Origin of the sequence: Acetobacterium wieringae, from assembly GCF_001766835.1 — a bacterium.
Classification (GTDB): Bacteria; Bacillota; Clostridia; order Eubacteriales; family Eubacteriaceae; genus Acetobacterium; species Acetobacterium wieringae.
Window position 1 is genome coordinate 187,701 of record NZ_LKEU01000035.1, and the last position, 24,575, is coordinate 212,275.

Annotated in this window: 24 protein-coding genes; 20 read left to right on the top strand and 4 right to left on the bottom strand. The window is 36.8% G+C overall.

The annotated features are described in order from the left end of the window. Positions 1 to 7: 7 nt before the first annotated feature. The 16 genes from ACWI_RS13290 (at position 8) to ACWI_RS13365 (ending at position 17,704) form a co-directional block, all read left to right on the top strand. On the top strand, positions 8 to 613 hold the full coding sequence (locus tag ACWI_RS13290) for a hypothetical protein (protein ID WP_070371914.1): 606 nt from the start codon (positions 8 to 10) through the stop codon (positions 611 to 613). Between the two features lie 315 nt (positions 614 to 928). Further along, the gene (locus tag ACWI_RS13295) at positions 929 to 2,008 is read left to right on the top strand and encodes a flagellin N-terminal helical domain-containing protein (RefSeq protein WP_070371915.1); all 1,080 of its coding nucleotides are present in this window, start codon (positions 929 to 931) and stop codon (positions 2,006 to 2,008) included. 170 nt (positions 2,009 to 2,178) lie between these two features. Next, the gene (locus ACWI_RS13300; RefSeq protein WP_070371916.1) at positions 2,179 to 2,799 is read left to right on the top strand and encodes a hypothetical protein; all 621 of its coding nucleotides are present in this window, start codon (positions 2,179 to 2,181) and stop codon (positions 2,797 to 2,799) included. Then, a complete protein-coding gene (locus ACWI_RS13305; RefSeq protein WP_070371917.1) occupies positions 2,789 to 4,648 on the top strand; it encodes a motility associated factor glycosyltransferase family protein in 1,860 nt (619 codons plus the stop codon). Before ACWI_RS13300 ends, ACWI_RS13305 begins: the two co-directional genes overlap by 11 nt. Before the next feature lie 9 nt (positions 4,649 to 4,657). Continuing rightward, positions 4,658 to 5,638: an NAD-dependent 4,6-dehydratase LegB gene (locus tag ACWI_RS13310; RefSeq protein ID WP_070371918.1), complete on the top strand. Its 981-nt coding sequence runs from the start codon at positions 4,658 to 4,660 to the stop codon at positions 5,636 to 5,638. A gap of 17 nt (positions 5,639 to 5,655) precedes the next feature. Beyond that, positions 5,656 to 6,702, top strand: coding sequence for a sugar phosphate nucleotidyltransferase (locus tag ACWI_RS13315; RefSeq protein WP_070371919.1), 1,047 nt, complete (start codon positions 5,656 to 5,658; stop codon positions 6,700 to 6,702). After that, positions 6,695 to 7,588, top strand: coding sequence for a methionyl-tRNA formyltransferase (locus ACWI_RS13320; RefSeq protein WP_070371920.1), 894 nt, complete (start codon positions 6,695 to 6,697; stop codon positions 7,586 to 7,588). The genes ACWI_RS13315 and ACWI_RS13320 overlap by 8 nt, the downstream gene beginning before the upstream one ends. Next, entirely contained in the window at positions 7,585 to 8,583 is a 999-nt protein-coding gene (neuB, locus tag ACWI_RS13325; protein WP_070371921.1) for an N-acetylneuraminate synthase, read from the top strand. Before ACWI_RS13320 ends, neuB begins: the two co-directional genes overlap by 4 nt. Beyond that, positions 8,580 to 9,737: a UDP-N-acetylglucosamine 2-epimerase gene (gene neuC, locus ACWI_RS13330; RefSeq protein ID WP_070371922.1), complete on the top strand. Its 1,158-nt coding sequence runs from the start codon at positions 8,580 to 8,582 to the stop codon at positions 9,735 to 9,737. The genes neuB and neuC overlap by 4 nt, the downstream gene beginning before the upstream one ends. Continuing rightward, positions 9,734 to 10,420 carry an acylneuraminate cytidylyltransferase family protein gene (locus ACWI_RS13335; protein WP_070371923.1) on the top strand — a complete coding sequence of 229 codons (687 nt, stop codon included), beginning with the start codon at positions 9,734 to 9,736 and terminating at the stop codon, positions 10,418 to 10,420. Before neuC ends, ACWI_RS13335 begins: the two co-directional genes overlap by 4 nt. A gap of 219 nt (positions 10,421 to 10,639) precedes the next feature. Next, the gene (locus ACWI_RS13340; protein ID WP_070371924.1) at positions 10,640 to 11,959 is read left to right on the top strand and encodes a radical SAM/SPASM domain-containing protein; all 1,320 of its coding nucleotides are present in this window, start codon (positions 10,640 to 10,642) and stop codon (positions 11,957 to 11,959) included. A 15-nt stretch (positions 11,960 to 11,974) separates the two neighbouring features. Next, positions 11,975 to 13,204 carry a glycosyltransferase gene (locus tag ACWI_RS13345; protein WP_070371925.1) on the top strand — a complete coding sequence of 410 codons (1,230 nt, stop codon included), beginning with the start codon at positions 11,975 to 11,977 and terminating at the stop codon, positions 13,202 to 13,204. A gap of 34 nt (positions 13,205 to 13,238) precedes the next feature. Continuing rightward, positions 13,239 to 14,012, top strand: coding sequence for a glucose-1-phosphate cytidylyltransferase (rfbF, locus tag ACWI_RS13350; RefSeq protein ID WP_070371926.1), 774 nt, complete (start codon positions 13,239 to 13,241; stop codon positions 14,010 to 14,012). Positions 14,013 to 14,206: 194 nt separating this feature from the next. Further along, complete coding sequence (gene rfbH / locus ACWI_RS13355) at positions 14,207 to 15,544, top strand: lipopolysaccharide biosynthesis protein RfbH (RefSeq protein WP_070371927.1); 1,338 nt, start codon at positions 14,207 to 14,209, stop codon at positions 15,542 to 15,544. A gap of 1 nt (position 15,545) precedes the next feature. Next, positions 15,546 to 16,436, top strand: a complete 891-nt coding sequence (locus ACWI_RS13360; protein ID WP_070371928.1) for an SDR family oxidoreductase — start codon at positions 15,546 to 15,548, stop codon at positions 16,434 to 16,436. Then, complete coding sequence (locus ACWI_RS13365) at positions 16,424 to 17,704, top strand: protoporphyrinogen/coproporphyrinogen oxidase (RefSeq protein ID WP_084633696.1); 1,281 nt, start codon at positions 16,424 to 16,426, stop codon at positions 17,702 to 17,704. Before ACWI_RS13360 ends, ACWI_RS13365 begins: the two co-directional genes overlap by 13 nt. A 247-nt stretch (positions 17,705 to 17,951) precedes the next feature. Here the strand turns inward: ACWI_RS13365 and ACWI_RS13370 are convergent, their stop codons facing one another. Next, positions 17,952 to 19,235, bottom strand: a complete 1,284-nt coding sequence (locus ACWI_RS13370) for an IS1380 family transposase (RefSeq protein WP_070371929.1) — start codon at positions 19,233 to 19,235, stop codon at positions 17,952 to 17,954. A 153-nt stretch (positions 19,236 to 19,388) separates the two neighbouring features. Between ACWI_RS13370 and ACWI_RS19555 the strand changes: the two genes are divergently transcribed. The 4 genes from ACWI_RS19555 to ACWI_RS13390 all read left to right on the top strand — a co-directional run bounded on the left by ACWI_RS19555 (position 19,389) and on the right by ACWI_RS13390 (position 22,402). Then, positions 19,389 to 19,523, top strand: a complete 135-nt coding sequence (locus ACWI_RS19555; RefSeq protein ID WP_423230205.1) for a hypothetical protein — start codon at positions 19,389 to 19,391, stop codon at positions 19,521 to 19,523. Continuing rightward, a complete protein-coding gene (locus ACWI_RS13380; protein ID WP_423230207.1) occupies positions 19,523 to 20,356 on the top strand; it encodes an IS3 family transposase in 834 nt (277 codons plus the stop codon). Before ACWI_RS19555 ends, ACWI_RS13380 begins: the two co-directional genes overlap by 1 nt. Positions 20,357 to 20,528: 172 nt before the next feature. Next, on the top strand, positions 20,529 to 21,641 hold the full coding sequence (locus ACWI_RS13385) for a radical SAM protein (RefSeq protein ID WP_070371947.1): 1,113 nt from the start codon (positions 20,529 to 20,531) through the stop codon (positions 21,639 to 21,641). 8 nt (positions 21,642 to 21,649) lie between these two features. Then, a complete protein-coding gene (locus tag ACWI_RS13390; protein ID WP_070371932.1) occupies positions 21,650 to 22,402 on the top strand; it encodes a TylF/MycF/NovP-related O-methyltransferase in 753 nt (250 codons plus the stop codon). On the opposite strand, the gene ACWI_RS19560 is transcribed toward ACWI_RS13390, so the two are convergent. The 3 genes from ACWI_RS19560 to ACWI_RS18560 all read right to left on the bottom strand — a co-directional run. Next, the gene (locus ACWI_RS19560; RefSeq protein WP_423230206.1) at positions 22,283 to 22,606 is read right to left on the bottom strand and encodes a Mu transposase domain-containing protein; all 324 of its coding nucleotides are present in this window, start codon (positions 22,604 to 22,606) and stop codon (positions 22,283 to 22,285) included. The two genes, ACWI_RS13390 and ACWI_RS19560, sit on opposite strands and share 120 nt — an antisense overlap. Before the next feature lie 84 nt (positions 22,607 to 22,690). Further along, positions 22,691 to 23,707, bottom strand: coding sequence for a site-specific integrase (locus ACWI_RS13395; protein ID WP_070371933.1), 1,017 nt, complete (start codon positions 23,705 to 23,707; stop codon positions 22,691 to 22,693). Beyond that, positions 23,704 to 24,575 (bottom strand): tyrosine-type recombinase/integrase (locus tag ACWI_RS18560; RefSeq protein WP_207648656.1); only part of this gene is annotated, 872 nt, incomplete at its 5' end. The genes ACWI_RS13395 and ACWI_RS18560, both read right to left, overlap by 4 nt.

Genomic DNA, 24,575 nt, shown 5'->3' on the forward strand with positions numbered 1-24,575 from the left:
GGAGGTTATGGAACAATTAATTACGATTGAAACCGTCCCAATTAAGATCGAATATGTTGAGAAGGAACCGTTAGCGTTATCATCCGTTCATTCCCAAAATCGTCAATCTGATAACCAGATTGAAGCACAGCCGGTTCAGACTCAGCCAATTCGCATCAACCTTCAGGATTCTTTTGTTCCCAGCTCTACCTATAATTGGGATAACTCAACCTATACCGCAACAGCCAAGATTGGTGATGACGGCAATTTAAAACTGAATATTCAAATGGAAGATGGGGATTCCCGGGCAATCCGCTTTACTCAGGCCAATCGCAGCATTAATTCGATGGCAAAAAAAATGGAAAGTGAGCTTGATTCTGAGTACGCCAATATGGAACTCAGTATTCCGATGGCTTCCTTACCCAGTGCCATGCCGACGGTTGATAATTTTAAGACGGAGTTTATGCCTCCTGATCTGGAGTTGGTCGTTACCCAGAGGGCCGATGTTGTGATTAAATATGTCGGGGGGCCGATCTATGTGCCGCCCAGTGCTGACCCTAATTATAAACCGCCGCTTGTGTTTGAAAAACAGCTTAATGGTTCGGTTGCACCGTTGCTGGATGAAAAAGTATAACGTTTAATAATGGAAAAACTGATCATAGTTCAAGTTTACTTGAAAGCTGAGATTGGTTTTTCTTTTTTTTTATTTTCAGAGAAAAAACATCTAAACTCATCGGCACAATAGCCGATAATAAATATAACCAAGAAAGATCGTGTTATTAACAAAGGCCAATTAAAAAACTTCAAGAAAAAGTTAAAAAATCTCTAAAGTAAGAGATAACTTAGCCGATATTAATAACAAGAGCGAAAAAGCTTATAATTTGGCGGACCTTGCGTACGGGGGAAGGCCTACAAATTAAAGAATAATAAAAAAACGGAGGAAAAAACAATGAGAATCAATCATAACATTACAGCATTGAATACTTATAACAAGTTAACATCCAACAATGCGGCAACCACAAAATCGTTAGAGAAATTATCTTCAGGTCTGAAAATTAATCGTGCTGGTGATAACGCAGCAGGCTTGGCAATTTCAGAAAAAATGCGTGGCCAGATTAGAGGCTTGGATCAGGCGTCAACTAATGCAAGCGATGGGATTTCGTTACTTCAAACTGCTGAAGGTGCTTTAAACGAAACACATTCAATTCTTCAAAGAATGCGCGAATTAGCTGTACAGTCTGCTAATGATACGAATATCACTCAAGATCGAAATGAGATCCAAGCTGAAATCAATCAGTTAACCGCAGAAATCGACAGAATTGGGAACAATACCGAGTTTAATACTCAAAAATTACTTAATGGAGGATTGGGTAGTAAAGTGAGTGGCGCATCCACTGCATTTGGAGTATCTGGAGTAGCAACAATTAATACGACTGGCGCTGTTTCAGGTACATATACTATTACAGCGTCAAGTGGAAACGTTACTCTAGATAATGGAGCGGGTAGAAGCCAAACTATTTCTAATATAGGCTCTGGTGCTAACCAGCTTAACTTCACAGATTTGGGAATTACGATTACAACGAATCCGGCCTATTCCGAAGATGGTTTAGATGGTACTGATGTACAGATTTCTGCTGGTTCGATTAAGTTCCATATAGGTGCAAATTCGGAACAAAACCTTGATGTATCAATTTCTGACATGAGAGCATCTGCGTTAGGTGTAGCGGGTCTCAGCTTAACGACACAGAGTGGGGCAAACGCTGCTATCACAACAATTGATACGGCTATTACAGCTGTTTCTACGCAAAGATCAAGTCTGGGTGCTTTCCAGAATCGTTTAGAGCATACCATTAATAATTTAGGTACTTCTTCTGAAAACTTAACAGCCGCAGAATCACGAATTCGTGACGTTGATATGGCTAAAGAAATGATGGAATTCACCAAGAATAATATCCTTTCTCAGGCAGCTCAATCAATGCTGGCTCAGGCTAATCAACAACCACAAGGCGTGCTTCAATTATTACAATAGTCAAAACTTTTCAAAACCACCTTCGGGTGGTTTTTTTTTCGCAGAAAAATCAAGCTTTTCTTTACAAAAAGCAACAATCCCTCTATACTTTAAATATGACTTGTTTTGCTCAAAAAAATCGAATTCTTGTCGATAACAGTATTAACAGAAATGTGAAAGCAGGTAAAAAGATGAGGCTTATTATAAATAAAAAAAATACAGAATTTAAAAATGCTGTCAGTGAAGTAAAACCGCTCCTGGCAGCAATCATCCAGGTACTGGCAGAAGATAACCTTGAGTTGTCCCACCTGCTTGTTGATGGGGTGGTTGTCTATCAGGATTATGAAGACTATTTAAGTGGCCAGATAGAGACAATCGCTGAAGTTGAGGCCATCACCCTGGAATTGAAGCCGCTGATTGAAGAGACTTTAAATTCAGCCTTTGATTATATCGGCAATGCTCTAGGACTCTTAAAACCCCTGGCCGAGGCCTATTATCAATCGCCGGGGCCCGATGCCTGGAAGCGTCTGGCCGAGCTTTTTGAAGGCCTCGGCTGGCTTTTGAATACCATGAATCGGATCGATCAGATTGATCAACTGCATGTATTCATTCTAAATTATGACATCTGGAACGAATATGTTCAGACCCTGGTGGATTTAAATGACAAGATCAAAGAGCTTGAACAGGCCATGCTGAATCAAGACCATGTCTTGATCGGGGACTTGATTTTATATGAAATCCTGCCAATTTTTGAAGCAGCTGAGGAAAAGCTGCGTTTCCTTGTTCCGACAGGAGGGGCTCATGTTAGCTGATAATATCCTGTTTTTAAGAGAAGCATACCCGGCAGTTTATCAGGCTGTTAAAAGTTGGGAGGAATCAGATCCCGTTTCAAAGGTTTTTGTTGAAGAAGCCAAAGACGGAAACTTGACCTTGAAGTATAGTGGGAATGGAAAGGCCATTTATGTCCACAGCAAATATAATCCCCAGCGGGAAGCCCAAACGATTGTTGATAAATTGTCAGCTGATCAGGTTATCGATGAAGTTAGCCATGTTGTTTTTTATGGAATTGGCCTTGGCTATCATATTGAGGCCTTTATATCCCAGTATCCGCAAACAAGCTATTCGATTATCGAACCTTCAGCTGACATTTTTGCCTCTTATCTTGATCATAAAATCCTAAAAAAAAGTATCGGCAGAAATCTGATGCTGCTGCAATGTGGCAATCAGGCTGACACCCTGTACACAAAATCGGTGCAGTTAAAAGAAAAAAAACTGTTAATCTGTGAACTACCAGCCTATCCGCAGATTTTCAAGGTAGAGTACAGTGTCTTCCTTTCAGAATTCAAGCGAATTGTTAAAGAACAGCGCTCCTCTTTATACACTGATTTAACTTATAAAAAAAGATGGATTATCAATAGTGTCAATAATTTTAAAGTGGTGCTGCAGACCCCAAACATTCTGTTGGAAAATCATGATTTTTGTAAAGAAAAAAGTGCTCTTTTAGTGGCAGCAGGGCCATCTCTTGATTTGGAAATAGAAAACCTTAAAAAAATCAAGCAAGAAGGACTGGCTTATATCTTTTCAGTTGGATCGGCCATTAATACACTTATTCATCATGGCGTTGAGCCAGATGCTATCTGCACCTATGACCCATCCGAAAAAAATCAAGTAGTTTTTGATAGAATTAATAAACTGGGAGTTGATACAATACCAATGATTTTTGGTTCAAGTGTTGGTTACGAGGTTATTGAACAGTATTTGGGACCTAAATATCATATGCTTACCAATCAGGATACAGTGGCGGCGTATTTTTTGCAATCGGAAAATGGAGAACCGCTTGACATGGTTAGTGATGCTCCATCCATTGCGGTCGTCACCTTGGAGCTGCTTTTTAAACTCGGTTTTTCGCAAATCATTCTGGTTGGACAGAACCTTGCCTACACCGAAGAAAAAAGCTATTCAAGCGGAATCGAGCATATCATCGGGGAAATTCAAGAAATGGTATTGCATTCTAGTGAAATTTTCACTGAAAGTGTTGATGGTGGGCAGGTAAAAACCACAGAATCCTTTTTAATAATGAAACGACAACTAGAGCATACAATCAGTAAATACCAGGTGAAGGTCGTGAACACCACCATTGACGGAGCAAAGATTGAAGGATCCATTTTCACACCCCTAAACCAGCTGATTGCTGAGTTATTAACAAAAGCCGATATTTTTGAACATCCGCTAAACCAAGTGAAGCAGACAAAAAAATATGATAAAGCTTACGCCCTTTCTCAGTTGGTACGGCTCAAAACGGCTTATCAAGAGTATCAGGGGCTGGTTTCAGGAATCAAAAACTGCCTCTTGGTGCTACAGAGTCTAACCCGTAGAAATCAGGAAAAGGAAGCCCATCATACCCACCTGAAAATGGATCAACAGATTAAAGTGATGGAAGACAATGACTTCTTTAAAATGGTTGCCTTGCCAATAAATCGGGTGGAGTACGGGATTCTCTTTAATGAAATTCAAAAAACTAAAACGGAAAAGAATCATGTAAAAAAAATAAGAAGTGTAATTAAGCCAACGGAGACATTTATCGATCTGCTTTATGCCGATATGAATTTAAATGACGAAATCATGCAGGTGTTTGATAATGTGATCCGGGAATTTGCGTAGGTGGTATTGATGAAGAATGTTTTAGTCACTGGTGCCGATGGTTTTATTGGCAGTCATCTCGTCGAGGAGTTGGTCAGACGGGGACAGAAAGTCAGAGCATTTGTATACTATAATTCTTTTAATACATGGGGTTGGCTGGATACACTCCCTAGAGAAATGATGAAAGAAATTGAAGTGATTGCAGGGGATATTCGTGATCCCAATGGAGTGCGAGCGGCGATGAAAGGAATCGATATGGTTTATCACCTGGCAGCACTGATTGCCATTCCTTTTTCTTATCATTCGCCAGATACCTATGTGGATACCAATATCAAAGGAACTCTAAATGTATTACAGGCGGCGAGAGAACTGGAAACGCAAAGGGTACTGATAACATCCACTTCCGAAGTCTATGGGACAGCCCAGTACGTTCCCATTGATGAGAACCATCCGTTTCAGGGGCAGTCCCCTTACTCGGCGACAAAAATTGGTGCGGATCGGTTGGCGGAATCATTTTATCGCAGTTTCAATTTGCCAATTTCCATTGTCAGACCGTTTAATACCTATGGTCCCCGGCAGTCAGCGAGAGCGGTTATACCAACGATTATTACGCAGCTACTCACGGGTAAGCATGAACTTCATCTTGGCTCACTGTCGCCAACTCGGGATTTTAATTATGTCAAGGATACTGTGGCTGGTTTTTTGGCAATTGCCAAAGAGGATAAAACCATAGGTGAAGAAATCAATATCGCAACTCAGCTGGAAATATCAATTGGTGAACTGGCTGAGGAACTAATCAGGCAGATTAATCCAAGAGCACGAATCATTTGCGATGAAGAGCGATTGCGTCCGGAAAAAAGCGAAGTGAATCGACTGTTGGGCTCAAATGAAAAGATCATCAATTTGACCAGCTGGAAACCGACGTATTCTTTAGCTGAAGGATTAAAAGAGACCATTGTTTTTTTTAGGGAGAATTTGGGTAAATATAAAACTGATATTTATAATATTTAAGCCGGAAAGGATATGCCATGGATATTAAAGACTTTCTTATCAATGAAAACTGCAGTATGATTGAAGCCATGGCGCAACTGGATCGGGTTGCAAAAAAGGTACTCTTTGTCGTTTCCGAACAGGGATTAGTTGCAGCTTTGACCGATGGTGATATTAGACGCTGGATTTTAAAAAAAGGAAGCCTGGAAGCCAAGATCTTTGAAATTGCCAATTATCAGCCGAAATATCTGTCAACAAAAGAGAAGTATCGAGCAAAAAATTATATAAAAACACAATCAATAGAGGCTCTACCGATCGTAAATTCGAAAAATCGAGTTGTGGAGATTATCTTTCCGCATCATGAAGTGATTAAAACCAGGAAGAGCATCGATGTTCCGGTCGTGATTATGGCTGGTGGTTTAGGGTCGCGACTATATCCGTACACTAAAATATTGCCAAAGCCACTAATACCAATTGGTGAAATTCCGATTGCGGAACACATCATTAATCGCTTTGTCGATAATGGCTGCAATGAATTTTATTTAATTTTGAACCACAAGAAAAACATGATTAAAGCTTATTTTAATGAACTGGATAAAGACTATTTTTTGAATTACGTGGATGAAGAAATTCCCCTAGGTACAGGTGGAGGACTTGCTTTATTGAAGGGGAAAATTAGTAAAACCTTTATTTTGTCGAATTGCGATATTCTTGTTGATGAAGATTATCAGAAGATTTTAAGCTTTCACCAAAAACAGGAGAATTTGATTACCATGGTTTGTTCAATGAAGCGGATACGAATTCCCTATGGGGTAGTGGAAATTGGCAAAGATGGCAACATTGAGACCATGAAGGAGAAACCGGAAATTTCGTTTTTTGTCAATACCGGGATGTATGTAGTTGATGGGCGAGTCATTGATGAAATTGAAACAAATGAAGAGCAGGGATTTCCGGATATTATTGAAACGTACCGTCAACAGGGGAAAAAAATTGGTGTTTTTCCGATCAGTGAACAGGCCTGGTTGGATATGGGTGAATTGAACGAGCTTGAAATTATGAGGAAAAGGCTGGAAGTTGATGAGTAAACTAAAAATTGGTTATTTTGGAGACGGAGTTTGGGCACACAATGCTTTGAAAATGTTATTAGACGATTCCGGTATAGAAATTATGTTTGTTTGTGGACGATTCAAGGAGTCAGATCAAGTTCTAAAAAAAATGGCTGAGAAGAATAAAATTGTTTTTATAACAGAAGAAAACATCAATACAGTTTCATTTATTAAAAAAATTGATAAGTATAATTGTGATTTATTAGTTTCGATGTCATTTGATCAAATATTTAAAAAAGATGTAATTAACCTATGTCCCCACAAGCTGATAAACTGTCATGCTGGAAAGCTACCTTTTTATCGGGGAAGAAATGTCTTGAATTGGGCTTTAATAAACGGAGAAAAGGAATTTGGTATTACTGTTCATTATGTTGATGAAGGAATCGATACAGGTGATATAATAGTACAAAAGACATTTAGAATTGATCAAAATGATAATTATGGCGATGTTTTAAAAATTGCCCATGTAGAATGTGCGAATTTGCTTTATGATGCAGTAACGAAAATAAAAGATGACCGCATTATTCCAATAAAACAAAAAGATATACATCCAGTTGGTTTTTATTGTGGAATTAGGAAAAATGGTGATGAACGGATTGATTGGAATCAGGAAAGTGAAAAAATTTTCAATTTTATACGTGGTATTGCAAAGCCAGGCCCAGTGGCACGAAGTTATATTAATGATTCTGAGATAAAAATTAACAGAGCAAGTTTAATTGATGAAGCGCCAACTTATATAGGTATTCCTGGTCAAGTTGTGGGAAAGTATAAGGACACATTTGTCGTTAAAACAAGAGATACAATGTTGGAAATAATTGAGTTTGATTGCGACGTGAGAGTTCAAATAGGTGATCGTTTAATATGAAAAATACGTATATTATTGCCGAAGCTGGAGTTAATCATAATGGGAATATCGTCTTGGCAAAAAAAATGATTGAAATTGCTAGTAAAGCAGGGGCGAATGCAATAAAATTTCAGACCTTTAAAGCAGAAAAACTGGTGACAAAATACGCAAGAAAAGCTTTGTATCAGGAAAAGAATAGTCGAAATTCGGAGACACAATTAGAAATGCTGAAGAAACTGGTACTTACCGAGGGTCAGTTTTTAGAATTAAAAGACTACTGCGCAAAATTGGATTTAGATTTTTTATCGACCCCCTTTGATTTTGAAAGTGTGGATTTTCTTTTTCAGATAGGGATCAGTCAGTGGAAAATACCTTCAGGTGAGATAACAAACCTGCCTTATCTGATTAAAATAGCCGAAACTAAATTACCCATTATTTTATCGACGGGGATGGCAACACTAGATGAAGTGGCGGAAGCGGTGGCTATCCTGAAAAAATATGGTAGTAGCGAAATTACCCTCTTGCATTGCACTACTGAATATCCAGCCCCTTTTGACGAGGTCAATCTAAGGGCGATGCTGACCATGCGGGAAGAATTTAATTTACCAATTGGTTATTCTGATCACACGATGGGGATCGAGATTCCTATTGCAGCGGTAGCTATGGGCGCAACGATTATTGAAAAGCATTTTACGCTCGATCGATCAATGGATGGGCCGGATCATCAGGCTAGTCTGGAGCCGGATGAGTTAAAGCAAATGGTATGTGCTATTCGTCATGTTGAAAAAGCATTTGGGGATGGCATCAAACAACCTGCTGAATCTGAAAAGAAAAATATTCAGATTGCAAGAAAAAGCATTGTTGCAGAAACCAAAATCGAAATGGGTGATGCGTTTACAAAAGACAATTTAACAATAAAGCGCCCGGGCGATGGCATTTCTCCAATGAAATGGTTTGAGGTTTTGGGAAAAAGGGCTGCAAGAGACTTTGAGGAAGACGAGTTGATTGAGCTATGATAAAAATTTGTCTTTTAACTGCGACCCGGGCAGAATATGGCTTGCTGAAAAGAGTGATTCAAAAGCTTCAGCTTGAAGAGGGGGTTGACGTTCGAGTTGTGGTAACAGGGGCACATTTGGCACCAGAATTTGGATTGACTTATAAAGAGATTGAAGAAGACGGGATTGAAATTGATGAAAAGATCGAAATTCTTATAAGCTCCGACTCTCCAATGGCAATATCCAAATCAATGGGATTGGCAATGATCGGCTTTGCAGACTATTTTGAACGATCAAAGCCAGATCTTTTAGTAGTACTTGGCGATCGTTATGAAACATTGGCGGTTTGCTGTTCGGCGGTGAATCATCGGATCCCCATCGCTCATTTATATGGTGGTGAAACGACTGAAGGTGCAGTCGATGAAGCCTTTCGTCATGCAATTACAAAAATGAGTTATCTACATTTTACCAGTACAGAAGCCTATCGTAAGCGAGTTATTCAGTTAGGAGAAGATCCAGAACGCATTTATAATGTGGGTGCTCTTGGTGTAGAAAATTCGATAAATGAAGTACTCTTCACGAAAACTGAATTGGAAGAATCACTGAGTTGGAAGTTAGATAGTCCCTATGGTATTGTTACATTTCATCCGGTTACTCTAGAAAATGATACAGCAGAACACCAAGTATTGGAATTACTAAAAGCAATTGAAATCAATCCTCAATATCAGTATTTGTTTACAAAAGCAAATGCAGACAGTAATGGACGAATCATCAACGACTTGCTCGATAAATTTGTAAAAAAACATGAGAATTGCAGAGTATACCATTCATTGGGTATGAAGCGTTACTTGTCAGCAGTAAAGTATGCAAGTTTTGTAATGGGAAACTCTTCGAGTGGAATCGTCGAAGTTCCTTCTTTTGGAATTCCTACGATTAATATTGGTGATCGTCAAAAAGGGCGGTTACAGTCAGAAAGTGTAATTAATTGTCAACCAGTTGGTAGTGAAATTGATCAATGTATAAGATCAATCAAAAACTATCGACATGATAATTTTAATAACCCTTATGAAAAGGTGAATACTTCAATGATCATCACCGAAACATTAATCCGAGCTTTAAAAGAAGGATCTATTTGTATCAAAAAGAAGTTTTATGATTTGGGAGAAAACGCGTGAATTGTTTAGCAATTATACCTGCACGAAGCGGGTCAAAGGGACTTAAAGACAAGAATATAAAACTGCTTAATGGAAAGCCGTTGATGGCATATTCAATTGAAGCGGCTATAAAAAGCAAGGTTTTTGAAAAAATTATTGTCTCTACAGATAGCCAGGCTTATGCGGAAATTGCCAAAGAGTATGGAGCTGAAGTGCCATTTCTAAGACCGTCGCATTTAGCGGAGGATGCTACTGCAACCAATGACGTTATAGCAGATCTTCTGGAGAGGTTGAGCGCTCTGGGACAAGTATTTAAATACTTTATGATATTACAGCCGACTTCGCCTTTACGTACCAGTGATGATATTATAAACGCAGTGAAGTTGATAAATGATAAGAAGGCTAATGCCGTGGTCAGTTTGTGTGAGGTGGATCATTCACCCTTATACACAGGAAAAGTGCCGGAAGATTTGAGAATTGATGGTTTTATAAAAAAAGACATCGGTTATAGAAGACAAGAACTACCAAAGTATTATCGCTTGAATGGTGCGATCTATCTTTCGAAAGTTGACTATTTTAGGAAATATCAGGATTTTTACAAAGAAAGCTGTTACGCTTATTTGATGGATAAAGAGCATTCACTTGACATTGATGATGAGATTGATTTTTTAACAGCCGAGATATTTCAAAAGCACTTTTCATAAAACCAGAATTAAGCAGAAGAAAGATGGATAGATATAGCATAGGTAATTGCGAAATGAATTATAAAGACTGACGTAAATAAGCCATTCTATACTCACTTTGGATAAATATAAGCTGATTTGGTGAGGAGTTGCATAAATATAACAAACAAGAAATGGCTTATCCAAGGGATTTATTGAGTTTTGCAAACGCCTATAGATATAGCATATTTGGAGGTATGAATGAATAGCTTTTTTAACAATGGTTTACTGCCAATTGTAACAAATATTTTAAGCGATTTTAGAAAGCAAGGAAAAGATGAATTCTTAACAGCGGAGCTAATTAGAGCGCACATTAATCATTATGTTGTTGATGAGGGGTGTAATCCGAACATTTCAATTAATGCCAATTACGGAAAATTCATAAAAGAAAATGAAAAAATACTTGGCGTTAAAGAGGTTCAGAAAGATGTGCCCATTAGAGATGATTTTGGCAGAGAATCGAGTTGTTCTCAATGGGAATTTATTGAAATTGATGATAATTCTCTTATGAAAAGAATTGAAGCTAAATCAAAGCCTATATTTACTATTAATCCAGAATTCCCTACAAAGAATATGCTTATTGAACTTACAAATATGTGCAACCATCAGTGCTTATTTTGTGCAAATTCCAAAATGACCAGAAAAAAAGGTTCAATCGACGAATCTTTCCTAAAAAGAATCCTAAAAGAAGCATATCATGAGGGCGTTGAAGAAGTGGGTTATTATACAACTGGTGAGCCATTTATGGCAAAAAAACTGGATCAATATGTGAAATGGGCAAAAGAAATTGGTTATAAATATGTTTATTTAACGACAAACGGAGCATTGGCAACCCCAGAGCGGGTTAAGTCGGTGTTAGATGCAGGATTGGACAGTATCAAGTTTTCTATCAATGCTGGCTCCAGAGAAACATATAAAATGATTCATGGTCGCGATGATTTTGAACAGGTGATCAAAAATTTAAAATTTATTTCCGAATATCGATCTAAGAACGAACTGAATTTTAAAATATTCGCTTCATTCATTGTTACCCGATTTACTGAAAAAGAAAAGATAGAATTAAAATTACTAATCAATGGTTTGGTTGATGAAATAATCTATATAGATGTTGCGAATCAGGGCGGAATGATGTATGAAATTAATGAGTTGCTGACGCTGGAAAACAGCGACACGCAGATAAGAAACCTGCCATGTTCACTTTTATTTAACGCTATTAATATAACTTATGAAGGTTATCTAACTGCTTGTTGTGTTGACTTTCAAAATTACCTGGTAGTGGCAGATTTAAATAAGGTATCACTTAAGGAAGCTTGGTATTGTGATCTTTTCAAAAACTTAAGGGAGATGCATTTAACGGGTGCGGTTGAGAAAACGCTTTGCTTTAATTGCGTATACAATATGAATGAAAGTGTAGAACCATTAAATAAAAATTATTCGAAAAAATTGAGTGTTAAAGAATTTGATAAAAGCGATGAAATAAGACAAAGTGTGGCAAATTATTTTTCTGAACTGCAAGAATAAAGATAGAGGTATTGTATGGAAATAGATGAAGTTTTGATTAAATTTGAAGAAGAAATTAGTCGGTTGTTGGAAAACGAAGATGATTTAAAAGTTAGGGAAGCGCTTGATCAGATAGAGCGTAATTTATATTCTGTAAAATCAGTTATCCTTATTAATAATAAAGAATTAGATAAAGCCGAAGAGTTACTTCTTGAGGGGGTCGAAAAGCATAGTCAGGACTTTGATATTAATTATAATTTGGCTTATCTTTATCAATTAACAGGTCGCTTCGACGAAGCAATTAAGGTTTACACTAAGGTTAAAACTTTTAGTACTGATTTGGATATAATTACTGGAATTGATGAGCAGATTTTAGGTATCGAAAAAGAACATAGAAATGAACCTCTTGTTTCAGTATGCATGCCTATTTACAATGATGAAAAACATATTTCGAAAGCTATTGACAGTGTATTAAAACAAACCTATCAAAATTTTGAAATAATTGTATGTGACAATTGCTCAACTGATAAAACATACGAAATAGTCGATAAAATCGAGGATTCAAGAATCAGATTATATAAAAACGAAGAAAATATTGGCTTTCTACTAAATACTAATCGGACATGGCAAAAGGCGAAGGGTAAATATATTGTTACACTACATGGTGATGATGCCTATCTTGATAGCTATATTGAGAATGTTGTAAAGATTTTTAATAATAACAATAAAGTGGGAATTATCCATTTCATGCAAGACGAATTGAGAAAGAATTATTTTGATAATTTGTCTTACTTTAAATCTGTCAAATATTATTCAAAAATTTTCGGTTGTGCCATCACACCACCACCTACCCAAACAGCTTTCAGAAGAGAGGCTCTATTAAAAACAAATTACTACGAAAGTGATTATTGGACTGCAGAGGTACGCTTAATGATGAAAATTGCTAGCGAAGGCTACGACGCCTATATTGAGGGGCAATACTTATTTGAACGTTATAACGGATCAGAGAAAGATAGCAGCCAAATTGATAAATTTATTCTTCGCTTTGAACATTTAAATCAATTATATACCGATTATAAACGAGATAAAAAAATAAAACACTGTGATTTTGAATTGTATTTAAAAAAACTGACAGATAGTTTTATTTTACTTTTTCAGAATAAAGATAAACATGCAGATATTGAGCGTACTTTTAAACAAAATAAAGAATTGATAATGAGTGATAATGAGTTGTCAAGAGTAATAATTGACCATGTGTTTAAATAGGTTGTGTAATGAATAGTTTAGAAGGGTGGAAAGTATGAAAGTTGTAATCCTCGCAGGAGGCTTAGGTACACGTATTTCAGAAGAGTCACATTTAAAGCCAAAACCGATGATAGATATTGGAGAACAACCAATATTATGGCATATTATGAAATCATATTCATATTATGGTTATAATGAATTTATAATTTGCTGCGGCTACAAAGGTCATATCATCAAGAAATATTTCTCTGATTACTATCTCCATAGAAGTGATATTACCTTTGACTTTTCAACTGACAATACAATTACAATTCATAGTAATGTGGCAGAACCGTGGAAAGTAACAGTCGTGGATACTGGCCTAAATACAATGACGGGTGGCCGGGTTAAACGAATTGAGCATTACATTCGAGAAGAGTCTTTTATGCTTACATATGGTGATGGTATTAGTGATGTTAACCTCAATGAACTTGAGAGATTTCACTCAGATCATGGAAAAATTGCGACAATTACTGCAATTCAACCAGGGGGACGGTTTGGAATTATAGACATCGATACAGGCGGAGTTGTGACAAATTTTAAAGAAAAGAAGAAGGAAGATGGCGGCTGGATTAATGGTGGCTTCATGGTACTGAAGCCTGAAATTTTCAAACTGATTGATGATGATCAAACAGTTTTTGAAGAGTATCCACTCGAACAATGCGCTCATTTAAGTGAATTAGTTGCCTATAAACACCATGGCTTTTGGCAGTGTATGGATACACTTAGGGAAAAAAAAATGCTTGAAGAATTAGTGATAACTGGAAAAGCTCCATGGATAAAATGGTAAAATTAATTTTGTTTTATAAGTGATCGGCTTAGGATAATTTGGTTTGTTAAATTAAGGTTTTAAATAATCGTTAATCTATTTTAGAGAATGGAGAATAATAGATTTTGTGATAGATTTATCTCAAGGAAGAAAGTTAAATGTAGAATATTATAATTTGATTGTGTAATTGAATTGTACTAATAAAGGAGCGAGTAATGTTTGATAGTATGACAGAACAAGAAGCTAGAACTTTAATATTAGAGATGGTAGATGAATACTGCGAAGGATATCATAAAACTAAAAATTATAAGAAAGGGCAACAGATATCCTATGCAAAACGTGTTTACAATAATGAAGAAATGGTTAATTTGGTTGATAGTGCATTAGAGTTTTGGCTTACAGCAAGTCGATATACTGATATTTTTGAACGTGAGTTTTCGGCCTATTTAAATGTCAAATACTGTAGTCTTGTTAATTCAGGTTCATCGGCTAATTTACTAGCATTTATGGCATTAACTTCGTCGTTATTAAAGGATAGGGCGATTAAACCTGGCGACGAAGTAATAACCGTTGCGGCTGGTTTTCCGACAACGGTTGCTCCAATTATTCAATATGGTGCGATACCTGTTTTTGTAGATGTGACGATTCCTGAATATAATATTGATGTTTCGCAGTTAGAGAATGCAATTTCAAAAAAAACGAAAGCTGTTATGCTAGCCCATACCTTGGGAAATCCGTTTGACATACAATCGGTAAAGAACTTTTGCGACAAGTATAATCTCTGGTTGATTGAAGATAATTGCGATGCTTTAGGATCACAATATTTAATAGATGGAGAGGAAAAATTCACAGGCACAATTGGAGATATTGGCACATCTAGTTTTTACCCTCCTCATCACATGACAATGGGTGAGGGTGGAGCAGTATATACTAATGATGCGCTTTTAAATAGAATCATTAGATCTCTTAGAGATTGGGGAAGGGAGTGTTCTTGTCCCTCGGGAAAGGATAATCTTTGTGGACATCGTTTTGATAAACAGTTTGGTGAGCTTCCATTGGGATACGATCATAAATATGTTTATTCGCATTTTGGTTATAATTTAAAAGCAACCGACTTGCAGGCAGCAATAGGCGTAGCACAATTAAGAAAATTATCATCTTTCATTGAAAAGCGACGTTACAACTTTAAAAAACTAAAAAGTGAATTGCAGTGTCTGGAAGAAAAGTTAATACTTCCTATGCCAGAAAAAAACTCAAATCCAAGTTGGTTTGGTTTTATAATAACTTGTAAAAATGGAGTAAAAAGGCATGAATTGATTCAATATCTAGAGGAAAAAGGGATCCAAACCAGAATGCTTTTTGCAGGTAATTTAATCAAGCATCCCTGCTTTGATGAAATGCGAAGAGTGGGTGAGGGATATAGAGTTGTTGGAAAGTTGAAAAAAACAGATGTGATTATGAATGATACGTTTTGGATTGGGGTTTATCCAGGAATGACAGATGAAATGATTGATTATATGGTTGAAACGATAAAAGAAGCAGTGGAGTTGTAATTTGAAAATCTTATTAACAGGAGCTACTGGTTTTTTGGGAAGTTATCTTTTAAAAGAGTTTATTCATAATAACTACCAGGTTATTGTTTTGAAGCGAAGTACATCAAATATTTTTAGAATTAAAGAAGCTATTCCTAAAGTTAAGTACTATGATATTGATAAAATCAATATAAAACAAGTTTTTATGGAAAATCCTGGCATTGATGCAATTTTTCATACGGCAACATGTTATGGTCGTAAGGCTGAAAGTCTAAAAGAAATGATTAACACTAATTTAGTGTTTCCATTGGAAATACTTGAAGTAGCGTCTCAAGAAAATGTTAAAGAATTTTGGAATATTGATACAGTATTATTTAGGAATACTAATCATTATGCTTTATCTAAGAAACAATTTAAAGATTGGGGTAGAGATTTAGCTCTGAAAAAAAAGATTAAGTTCTACAATTTGAAAATGGAACATATGTATGGGAGACTTGATGATAATGATAAGTTTATAACTTATGTTTTAAACAAATGCCTATCTAACAAGGGATCAATTGACTTGACATTTGGCGAACAGAAGCGTGATTTTATTTATATTGAAGATGTAGTGAAAATAATTAATTTTCTATTAAATAACATAATGATCAAAGATGCCAATTTTAAAGAATTTGAAGTAGGTACGGGTACTTCGATTAAGATAAAAGATGCAGTGAAAATCATAAAAAAAGCTACAAAATCTAATGTTAATTTAAATTTTGGGGCACTGAATTATCGTGAAAATGAATTGATGGAGTCTAGTGCAAATTTAGATGCGCTTATAAGGGTAGGATACAATATAGACTTAACAATGGATTTCTGCCAAGGAATAAAGTGTTTGCTAAATAATGAGGAGTTCAATTGCGAAAGTTAAATACAATTATTTTAGGTGCCGGGATTTCAGGGATGGCTGTTCAATATTTTTTAAAGACCGAAAATATTATTATTGAAAAAGAAAATTATTGGGGAGGCCTATGTCATTCATTTAATATTAATGAATTTATTTTTGACACATTCATTCATCTTTCCTTTACGGAGGTAAAAGAAGTTGCTGAAATATTTGAAAAAAGTTCGTGGAGCTTTAAACATAAACCAAGGGCTTTCAATTATTATAATGGGCATTGGATAAAGCACCCTGCACAAAACAACATTTTTTCTTTAACATCCGAAGAAAAAACAAAAATTATTATGGGTTTTATTAATCGAAAGTCCTTTCTAATAAAAAACTACGAGGACTGGTTGAGGATTCAATTTGGTGACTATTTTGCAGAACATTTTCCAATGAAATATACAAAAAAATATTGGACCGTGGATGCTAAAAGACTTGAAACAAAATGGGTTGGAGATCGTGTTTACCAAGCACCGATACAAGAAGTAATCAAAGGGGCTTTTGAAGAAGACAAAATTAATCGTTTTTACGCTAAAGAAATGAGATATCCTTTTAAAGGGGGGTATCAGAGTTACCTGAAAGAACTAGTCGATGAAAATAATATTGATTTTAACTCAAAAGTAGTGTTAATTGATCCAGAAAAGAAAATGGTAATTACAGATAATAAAAAAACGTACTATTATGAAAATTTAGTATCGACGATACCCTTACCGGAATTATGCAAGATCATTAAAGGAGTACCAGCTGAAATTTTAGAGGTAGCTGAAAAATTAAACTATACTTCTGGCATTATTGTATCATTAGGTTTTAATAAACTGGATATTCCCAAACATCTTTGGTATTATATATATGATGACGATATTTTGCCTTCTAGGGTTTATGCACCTAGCTTAAAATCAATAAATAATGTTCCGGAGGGGTGCAGTTCAATTCAAGCGGAGTATTATTTTTCAAAACTAAATCCGCTAAAATACTCATTAGAAGAGGTCTTAGAGAAGACGATCGAAAAGCTTGGTCCAATTATGAATTTTTCAGAAATAGATATTCGTGTAAGAGATGTTCGACAAATTGATTATGCCAATGTTTTATTTACAAAAGATATTTACGAAAATAGAGAAATGATACTTAATTATTTAGATAAGATAAATATTAAATGTGCAGGTCGTTTTGGCGAATGGGACTACTTATGGAGTGATCAGAGTTTAATTAGCGGGAAAAAAATGGCAGAAAGGATAAATAGTGCTTTACAATAAATGAAGCTAAATTTTGGGGTTGAAAATGAATTAGTCCCGAATTATTCACAAACCCGGACAGTTCGTGAAAAAGCATCATACTAAAGCTATTTTCAGGTTGATGCACCCGGAAAATATGAAACGACACAATGATAACCGAATTTTGAGTGACTTGCTCAATAAGCAAACAAAAAACCAGCTCAAAAGGGTAGACGAATCCCCGGGACTTTGTTTTTTCATTTAAAACGCTGCGTTGATTCGGCTGTTATTATTCCAGTTTGACCAGCAGGTTGTGAAACAGCTCCAGATATGGAAAGCTTGAGCTGAGTTTCAACCAGGTGGATCGTCCGGAACGGACGAGGCGGCCGGCTACTTTTATCAGAATCACACGCAGTGTCAACAACCGGCACTTACGATAGATTTTTGGAAGAACCAGTCGTTTCATGAAATTGATCAAATTATAGGCCAATCCGCGGATCAGCAACTTAACCGCATTGGTCAGGAAGGATGAGTGACTCAATGTATCCATGCCGAAATCAAGCTTGGCCTCCTTGATGAAATTTTCCATCTGCCCGCGTTTATGATAGACTCCGATGACCTCCTGAGGATGAGCCGTCAGGTTGGTGACAATAAAAGTGTGTCGTGGGCACAGCTCGTCGGCATGGCGTTCGACCCGGCAGACGACACGGCGGGATTTGTCCCAGCTTCCGGCCTGATAATTGAAATCATGATAAAGACTGTGGCTTTTGCTGTAATCAGTCCCATAGTTAGCATAAAACTCATCGTCAGCCGCCCTCGAACAGGCCGAGAGCTTGGCATTGAGTTTTAGTCGGATGACATAGTATACATCAAAATCATCCAGAAGTTCATAGAGTTCCGGTGTGGCAAAGCCGCTGTCACCCCGGAGAATCAGCTGGATGTCCGGAAACTTTGTCCGATACCACTGCAGCACCGGTTCAAGAAAAGCGACCACGTTATTGGAAGTGTAGACACTGCCTTTGCGAAGTTCAGCTTTTAGCAGATCGCCGGTTAAACCATCAAAAACCATGAGTGGATGATAACCGGTTGTCCCGTAGTGATAATTGTAAGCTGAGTTTTCCTGATGCCCATGGGTGTCAATATGGGTCGAATCGACATCCAGCACCACGTACTCCGGCTGGTTCATTACATAGGCTTTTTCCACAAAATCAAGGAGTAGGTGGTCAAGCGTCTCCAGCATCCTGATATCAAAGTGATTCAGACATCGGGAAATCGTTGGTTGAGAAGCCAATGCTTTCTTCCCCAGGATCTGTGTGAAAGCCGGATCCAGACGCAGGTGGTCGGAGGCATCATCCGCATGGTAACCGGCAATGGTTGTGTACATCAGCTGTCGGATCACATCGGCTGTTGAATGACAACGCTTTGCTGTTTGTGGGAAACACCCTTCAATCAGTCGGCTTAAACCAAGTGTTTCGTCAAAGCTCCGGGGAATTAGTAGTCCCGCATCGGATGAGAGATCCCCGCCATTAAAACTCACCTTCAGGTTTTTGTTGAAATTTACTATAATGTTCACAAATAGTTGGACACAAAATCCAGAAAATAAGATAAACTATACACATGAGTAAAAAACGACGAACCTGGACCCCTGAGGAAAAAGCAACCATCGTATTGGAAAACCGAATTTATCGCCAATATGTCAGCCGTCTTCAATAAGAAAAATGAAGATGTGGACAAACTCAAACAGGAGCATGAAGATGAAAAGGAGCTGCTCGTAAAGAAAATAGGCGAATTAACACTGGATGTCGATTGGCTTAAAAAAAAACAAATTCAAATCTCTCAAATGAAGAAAAAAGAGCGTTAATTGATTGGAAGCACCCTTCCTTAACCATAAAAAAACAGTGTCAACTTCTGATGCTATCGCGATCGACAGCTTATCATGTACCTGTAGATGTTTTGCCATCCAGGGATGAAATCAATATTAAAAATGCCATTGATCGTATTCATTACGAGGAACCTGCCTTTGGCGTCAGACGAATCCGGAATGAACTGCATAAACAGGGTTTTCATAACGTGGGCAGATGTCTTGTCAGACGTTATATGATGGAAATGGATATTGTCTGTTTCTATCCCGGTCCTAATCTGAGTAAGCGGGCCAAAGCTGCAAAAACCTATCCCTACCTGCTGAGAAATCTGGAAATTGACCGACTGAATCAGGTGTGGTCCATTGATATTACTTATATTGGAACTCCAAATGGATTTGTGTATTTAACCGCTATCATTGACTGGTATTCCCGCTATATTGTGGGATACACCATCAGCAACACCCTGCAAACCGATATGGTCACCCGTGTTATAAAAAATGCCGTTGAAAACTATGGCGCACCTGAGATTATTAACAGTGACCAGGGCAGTCAGTTTACGTCAAATGCCTATATTGACCTGATTAAAAGCTTCAAAACAACTAAAATCAGCATGGATGGTAAAGGCCGTGCTACCGACAATATTGCCATTGAACGGTTTTTCCGATCATATAAATGGGAACGCTTGTATTTGCTGTACCCGGAAACCGTTACTGAAGTGAAAGCTATGACAAAGGAATACATCGCTAAATATAACCACAAGCGTGGTCACCAACGATTCGATTACAAAACACCGGCAGCTGTATTCTATGAAAATATGGCATTGGCTGCCTGATCAAAATGCGAAAGGAGATTTATCTAAATATTTCTGATTTCGTGTCTTGACAAGCGTGTACATTATAGAAAGTAATGCTTTCATAGGCTTTGACGGGTTTTATTATGTTTTTGTGAATAATACGGGTTAGTTTTTATTTATATAATATTACAAAAGAAAGGTTTTGAATGATATGGTTTTAAGAGCTAAAACTTTGGAGTTGTTTAAGTCAAACAATATGAATGAAATCCAAAACAAGAATAGTGTATTTAATATAGCTGAGATTAATGATAACAAAGAAGTGTTGAATTCATATCCGAGGAGATTGGTATTTGAATTAACAAACTTATGTAATTTAAGCTGTGTAATGTGCGGTAGAAATGATGCAGAATTTGAGCCAACTATATTCGATTTCGATTGGATGGAAAAATTCGATTCAGTATTGAGACATGTTGAAGAAGTAACGCTGATGGGATGGGGTGAACCTACAGTTCATCCGAAATTTATAAAAATATTAGAAAAATTGGATAAGTATAATGTTAGAAAGTATTTTTGTACAAATGGGATGAAGCTTGATGAGATTAAATCAGCGTTGTTTGACTATAATGTTGATATAATTGCAGTTAGTTTAGATGGTGCAGATGCTGAGAGTAATAGTCGAATTAGGGTAGGATCAGATTTCGATAAAATCGTCAATTCGTTGAAAGAAATTGTTAAAGAAAAAAAAGGCCGAAATACAGATAAACCATATATCAATTTCGTTTTTACCGCAATGAAGTCGAATCTTCATCAAATTCCAGATATGGTAAAACTTACGAAGAAGATAGGTCTGCAAGAACTAAAAGTTGTTTATATGACAATATTTAACGAAAGAATGTTGCATGAATCTTTATATAATTCTGAATCAGATATCAACAAGATTTTTGAGCAAGCTACAGAATTAGCGGAGGAATTAGATATCAGTATTAAATTACCTTATATACAAGGCGGAGATATTGCTGAAGATAATTATCATAAGAAGTGTTTTGTAGCTTGGAGAGATTTTTTCTTAGGATCCGATGGTTATGTAAGACCATGTATGTCAACACCGATGAAGTTGTTTAATATTAATGATTACGAAGATTTTGATAAGATGTGGAATTCGAAAGAATATGTCGATTTTAGGAAAAGGGTGAATGATAATAATTTAATGGATAATTCATGTAAAAACTGTTATCAATCATCTTTTGCAAATTGGAACAATAAAGAATCATTTATACAAATAGGAAATGAATTCTCACCTGAATGGAAAAAGGATAAGGAGTAATATAACTTATGATTAGTAAAGAAAAAAAATATCAGAATCAAGAGGATTTAAATCAATTTAAAGAAACCGAAAAGCTTTTCAGGAACGAAAATATTGATTTAATCGATAAAATAGAGAGCTTTGGAAAATATGCAACAAGACAAAGCATTGCCAAATTTCTTACAAAATATGAATTATTTCAGAAGATAATTGGAGTAAATGGTTCAATTATTGAATGTGGTGTTTTACATGGAAATGGGCTTTTAACATGGGCTAAATTGAGTAGTATATTTGAACCCGTTAATCATACGAGAAAAGTTGTAGGATTTGATACTTTCGAAGGATTTCCGAGTATACACGGTAACGATGATGAAACTGGAATTAGTGGGAATTTGAAGATTGGCGGAATGAAAGGAAGTTCTTTTAATGAAATCGTTGATGCGATCAAAGTTTATGATATTAATAGAGCAATTAACCAAATTCCCAAAGTAGAATTAGTTCAAGGAGACCTATGTCAAACTGCTGAAAAGTACATTGAAGAAAATCCTCATACTGTCATCAGTCTTTTATACTTGGATTTAGATCTATATGAACCTACAAAAAAGGCATTAGAAATATTTGTACCTCATATGCCAAAAGGTGCAATTATTGCATTCGATGAATTAAATGCAAAAACGTTTCCAGGTGAAACAAAAGCTGTAGACGAAGTTCTTGGAATCAAAAACTTGGAAATAAAAAGATTTTTCTTTGATCCATATGTATCTTACGTAGTTATAGGATAACACAAAATATGGATCGGTGCCTGACACTATTTTATACTGGTTGGAGCGGCCATGGAGGCGTTTGTGGGAGCAGATCCGCTGATTGTGGTAGAACACTTCGACAATTGATCGGGTCAGTCGCACATCGTCTTCCTGTTTGATGTATTCATAAGGAACCGAGTAATGCATTTTGTCGACTGAAATATGAAATGACAAGTTTGACAAAATGTAAAGTTGACATGAAAACGGGCACTAATATGCGATCGTCTCCATGTGAACTTTACATTTTACAACCCTGTAAGATGTAAATCAGCAAAGTGATTTAAGCCATTGCATGAGATCCTCGTCTTTTTCCCATGCCGGTAATTGTGGATTGTGCAAAACAGTGTAGGCTGTTTCAAGAGCCTTCCGCTTTTGTTTAGTATCGCAACGGGCATAAATTTCGGTTGTCGCTATTTCGGAATGTCCCAGGTAATCACGGATATAGATAAGTGGGACGCCTGATTGCAGTAAATGCATTGCTTTGCTGTGCCTCAAGGAATGAGGCGAAACTTTTTCCGGCACCAACAGGGGCGCCTTATTTCTTGCACTGCAGACATATTTATCTAAAATATAAGCAATCCCAGCACGTGTGAGTTTGGATTTACTCCTGTTAGAAAACACTGGTTGATAATAATTCTCCGATGAAAGAAGGTGATTTTCATTTAAATACTGCTGAAGTAATTGAACCGTCGGCTTCATTAATGGAACAATTCGTTTTTTATTTCCCTTTCCAGTTAAACGAACAGTAGCCGGATTTTGGAGTCGCACATCACCGACGATGAGGTCTGCAATTTCTTGTACTCTGGCCCCACTGTCATATAAAACGCTGAGCAGAACTAAATCTCGCCTTCCTGAAAAGGAACGGGTGTCAACAGCATCCAGAATAGCCTTTATACCATCAAGTGTTAAATATTCCATGATTTCTTCGGGACACTTTTTAGGCTGTATGGATAAAATTTGTTGGGATATGTGCATGTAATCTGGGGTCTGTGTTTGGATATATTGAAAAAATGCTTTGATCCCCGAAAGACGGATATTTCGGGTCGATATGCTACATTTTCTCACAATCTCAATCCAATTGAGAAAATCAAGGATTAGTTCAACTCCAAGATCGGAAATAACAACTTTAGTTGCATCCATCTTTTTTTCAACTTTAAGAAATTGAAAAAGAAGAATAAATGTATCTCTTCTCGATGCGATGGTATTGGAACTCAGTCCTTTTGTACCGGTTAGATAAACCGTCAGGTACTGACTGATATATTTTGCTAAATCAGTCGGCTTCATTTGTTCACCACTGGAATCACAAATGAGCAGACACTGTTAACGGCCTCCATTACAGCAGGATAAACTTCAGCTGTCATTTTGAGGTATTGACTGGTTGCTGCAATGGATTCATGTCCCAGATACACCGATAATATTGGAAGGACAGCATTGAGATCAACGTCATCCGCAACCGATTTCTGTAAAGTATGACAACAAAATGTATGCCGGATATCATGAATTCTTGGACCATTTCCTCGTCCAGCATGTGGAATACCCGCCTGTTGAAGAAGCTCACGAAATCGATAGTAAATAGCGTGGTGAGAATATGGTTCTCGGGCAATACCAATAAAAAGATAGTCATCAGGAAGATACAGCGGATGCAACATTTCACAGTATTGCTCAAGCACGTTTCTCATACTCGGCGAAAGGGGGATCAATCGATCCTTATCAAACTTAGCATGCTCAATGCGAAGAATACCGTTAACGAGATCCACATGTGCTAACTGAAGTTTCAAGGCCTCATTGATTCGCAGTCCTGTACAGTAAAGGAGTCTGACAAGAATCGGCATAACAAGGTGCATGGTTGATCTGCGATGGGGATAGATTTTGTCGCTACATGAAATAATTGCAGAAATTTCTTGATGCGTAAAAACATAAGCAACATATTTTGATCTTCGACTTCGTTTATTATCGATATGGATCGGAACGTACGCATCATAACCAATGTTTATTGTAAAATAAAAATGTAGAAAGTTGCAAAGTAAAAATCCATAGTATTGCAAGTTGGAAAATGCACAATATTGCAAAAATCCATTGCGGGCAAAACTCAAGTCAATTATCCTTGTATCTGACCAAAGAACAAGGAGGAAATGGAGAATGCTCACAATGG

Coding starts and splice junctions, on each gene's coding strand:
- ACWI_RS13290 (WP_070371914.1), top strand. CDS start 8: ATGGAACAATTAATTACGATTGAAACCGTCCCAATTAAGATCGAATAT.
- ACWI_RS13295 (WP_070371915.1), top strand. CDS start 929: ATGAGAATCAATCATAACATTACAGCATTGAATACTTATAACAAGTTA.
- ACWI_RS13300 (WP_070371916.1), top strand. CDS start 2,179: ATGAGGCTTATTATAAATAAAAAAAATACAGAATTTAAAAATGCTGTC.
- ACWI_RS13305 (WP_070371917.1), top strand. CDS start 2,789: ATGTTAGCTGATAATATCCTGTTTTTAAGAGAAGCATACCCGGCAGTT.
- ACWI_RS13310 (WP_070371918.1), top strand. CDS start 4,658: ATGAAGAATGTTTTAGTCACTGGTGCCGATGGTTTTATTGGCAGTCAT.
- ACWI_RS13315 (WP_070371919.1), top strand. CDS start 5,656: ATGGATATTAAAGACTTTCTTATCAATGAAAACTGCAGTATGATTGAA.
- ACWI_RS13320 (WP_070371920.1), top strand. CDS start 6,695: ATGAGTAAACTAAAAATTGGTTATTTTGGAGACGGAGTTTGGGCACAC.
- neuB (WP_070371921.1), top strand. CDS start 7,585: ATGAAAAATACGTATATTATTGCCGAAGCTGGAGTTAATCATAATGGG.
- neuC (WP_070371922.1), top strand. CDS start 8,580: ATGATAAAAATTTGTCTTTTAACTGCGACCCGGGCAGAATATGGCTTG.
- ACWI_RS13340 (WP_070371924.1), top strand. CDS start 10,640: ATGAATAGCTTTTTTAACAATGGTTTACTGCCAATTGTAACAAATATT.
- ACWI_RS13345 (WP_070371925.1), top strand. CDS start 11,975: ATGGAAATAGATGAAGTTTTGATTAAATTTGAAGAAGAAATTAGTCGG.
- rfbF (WP_070371926.1), top strand. CDS start 13,239: ATGAAAGTTGTAATCCTCGCAGGAGGCTTAGGTACACGTATTTCAGAA.
- rfbH (WP_070371927.1), top strand. CDS start 14,207: ATGTTTGATAGTATGACAGAACAAGAAGCTAGAACTTTAATATTAGAG.
- ACWI_RS13385 (WP_070371947.1), top strand. CDS start 20,529: ATGGTTTTAAGAGCTAAAACTTTGGAGTTGTTTAAGTCAAACAATATG.
- ACWI_RS13390 (WP_070371932.1), top strand. CDS start 21,650: ATGATTAGTAAAGAAAAAAAATATCAGAATCAAGAGGATTTAAATCAA.
- ACWI_RS13395 (WP_070371933.1), bottom strand. CDS start 23,707: ATGAAGCCGACTGATTTAGCAAAATATATCAGTCAGTACCTGACGGTT.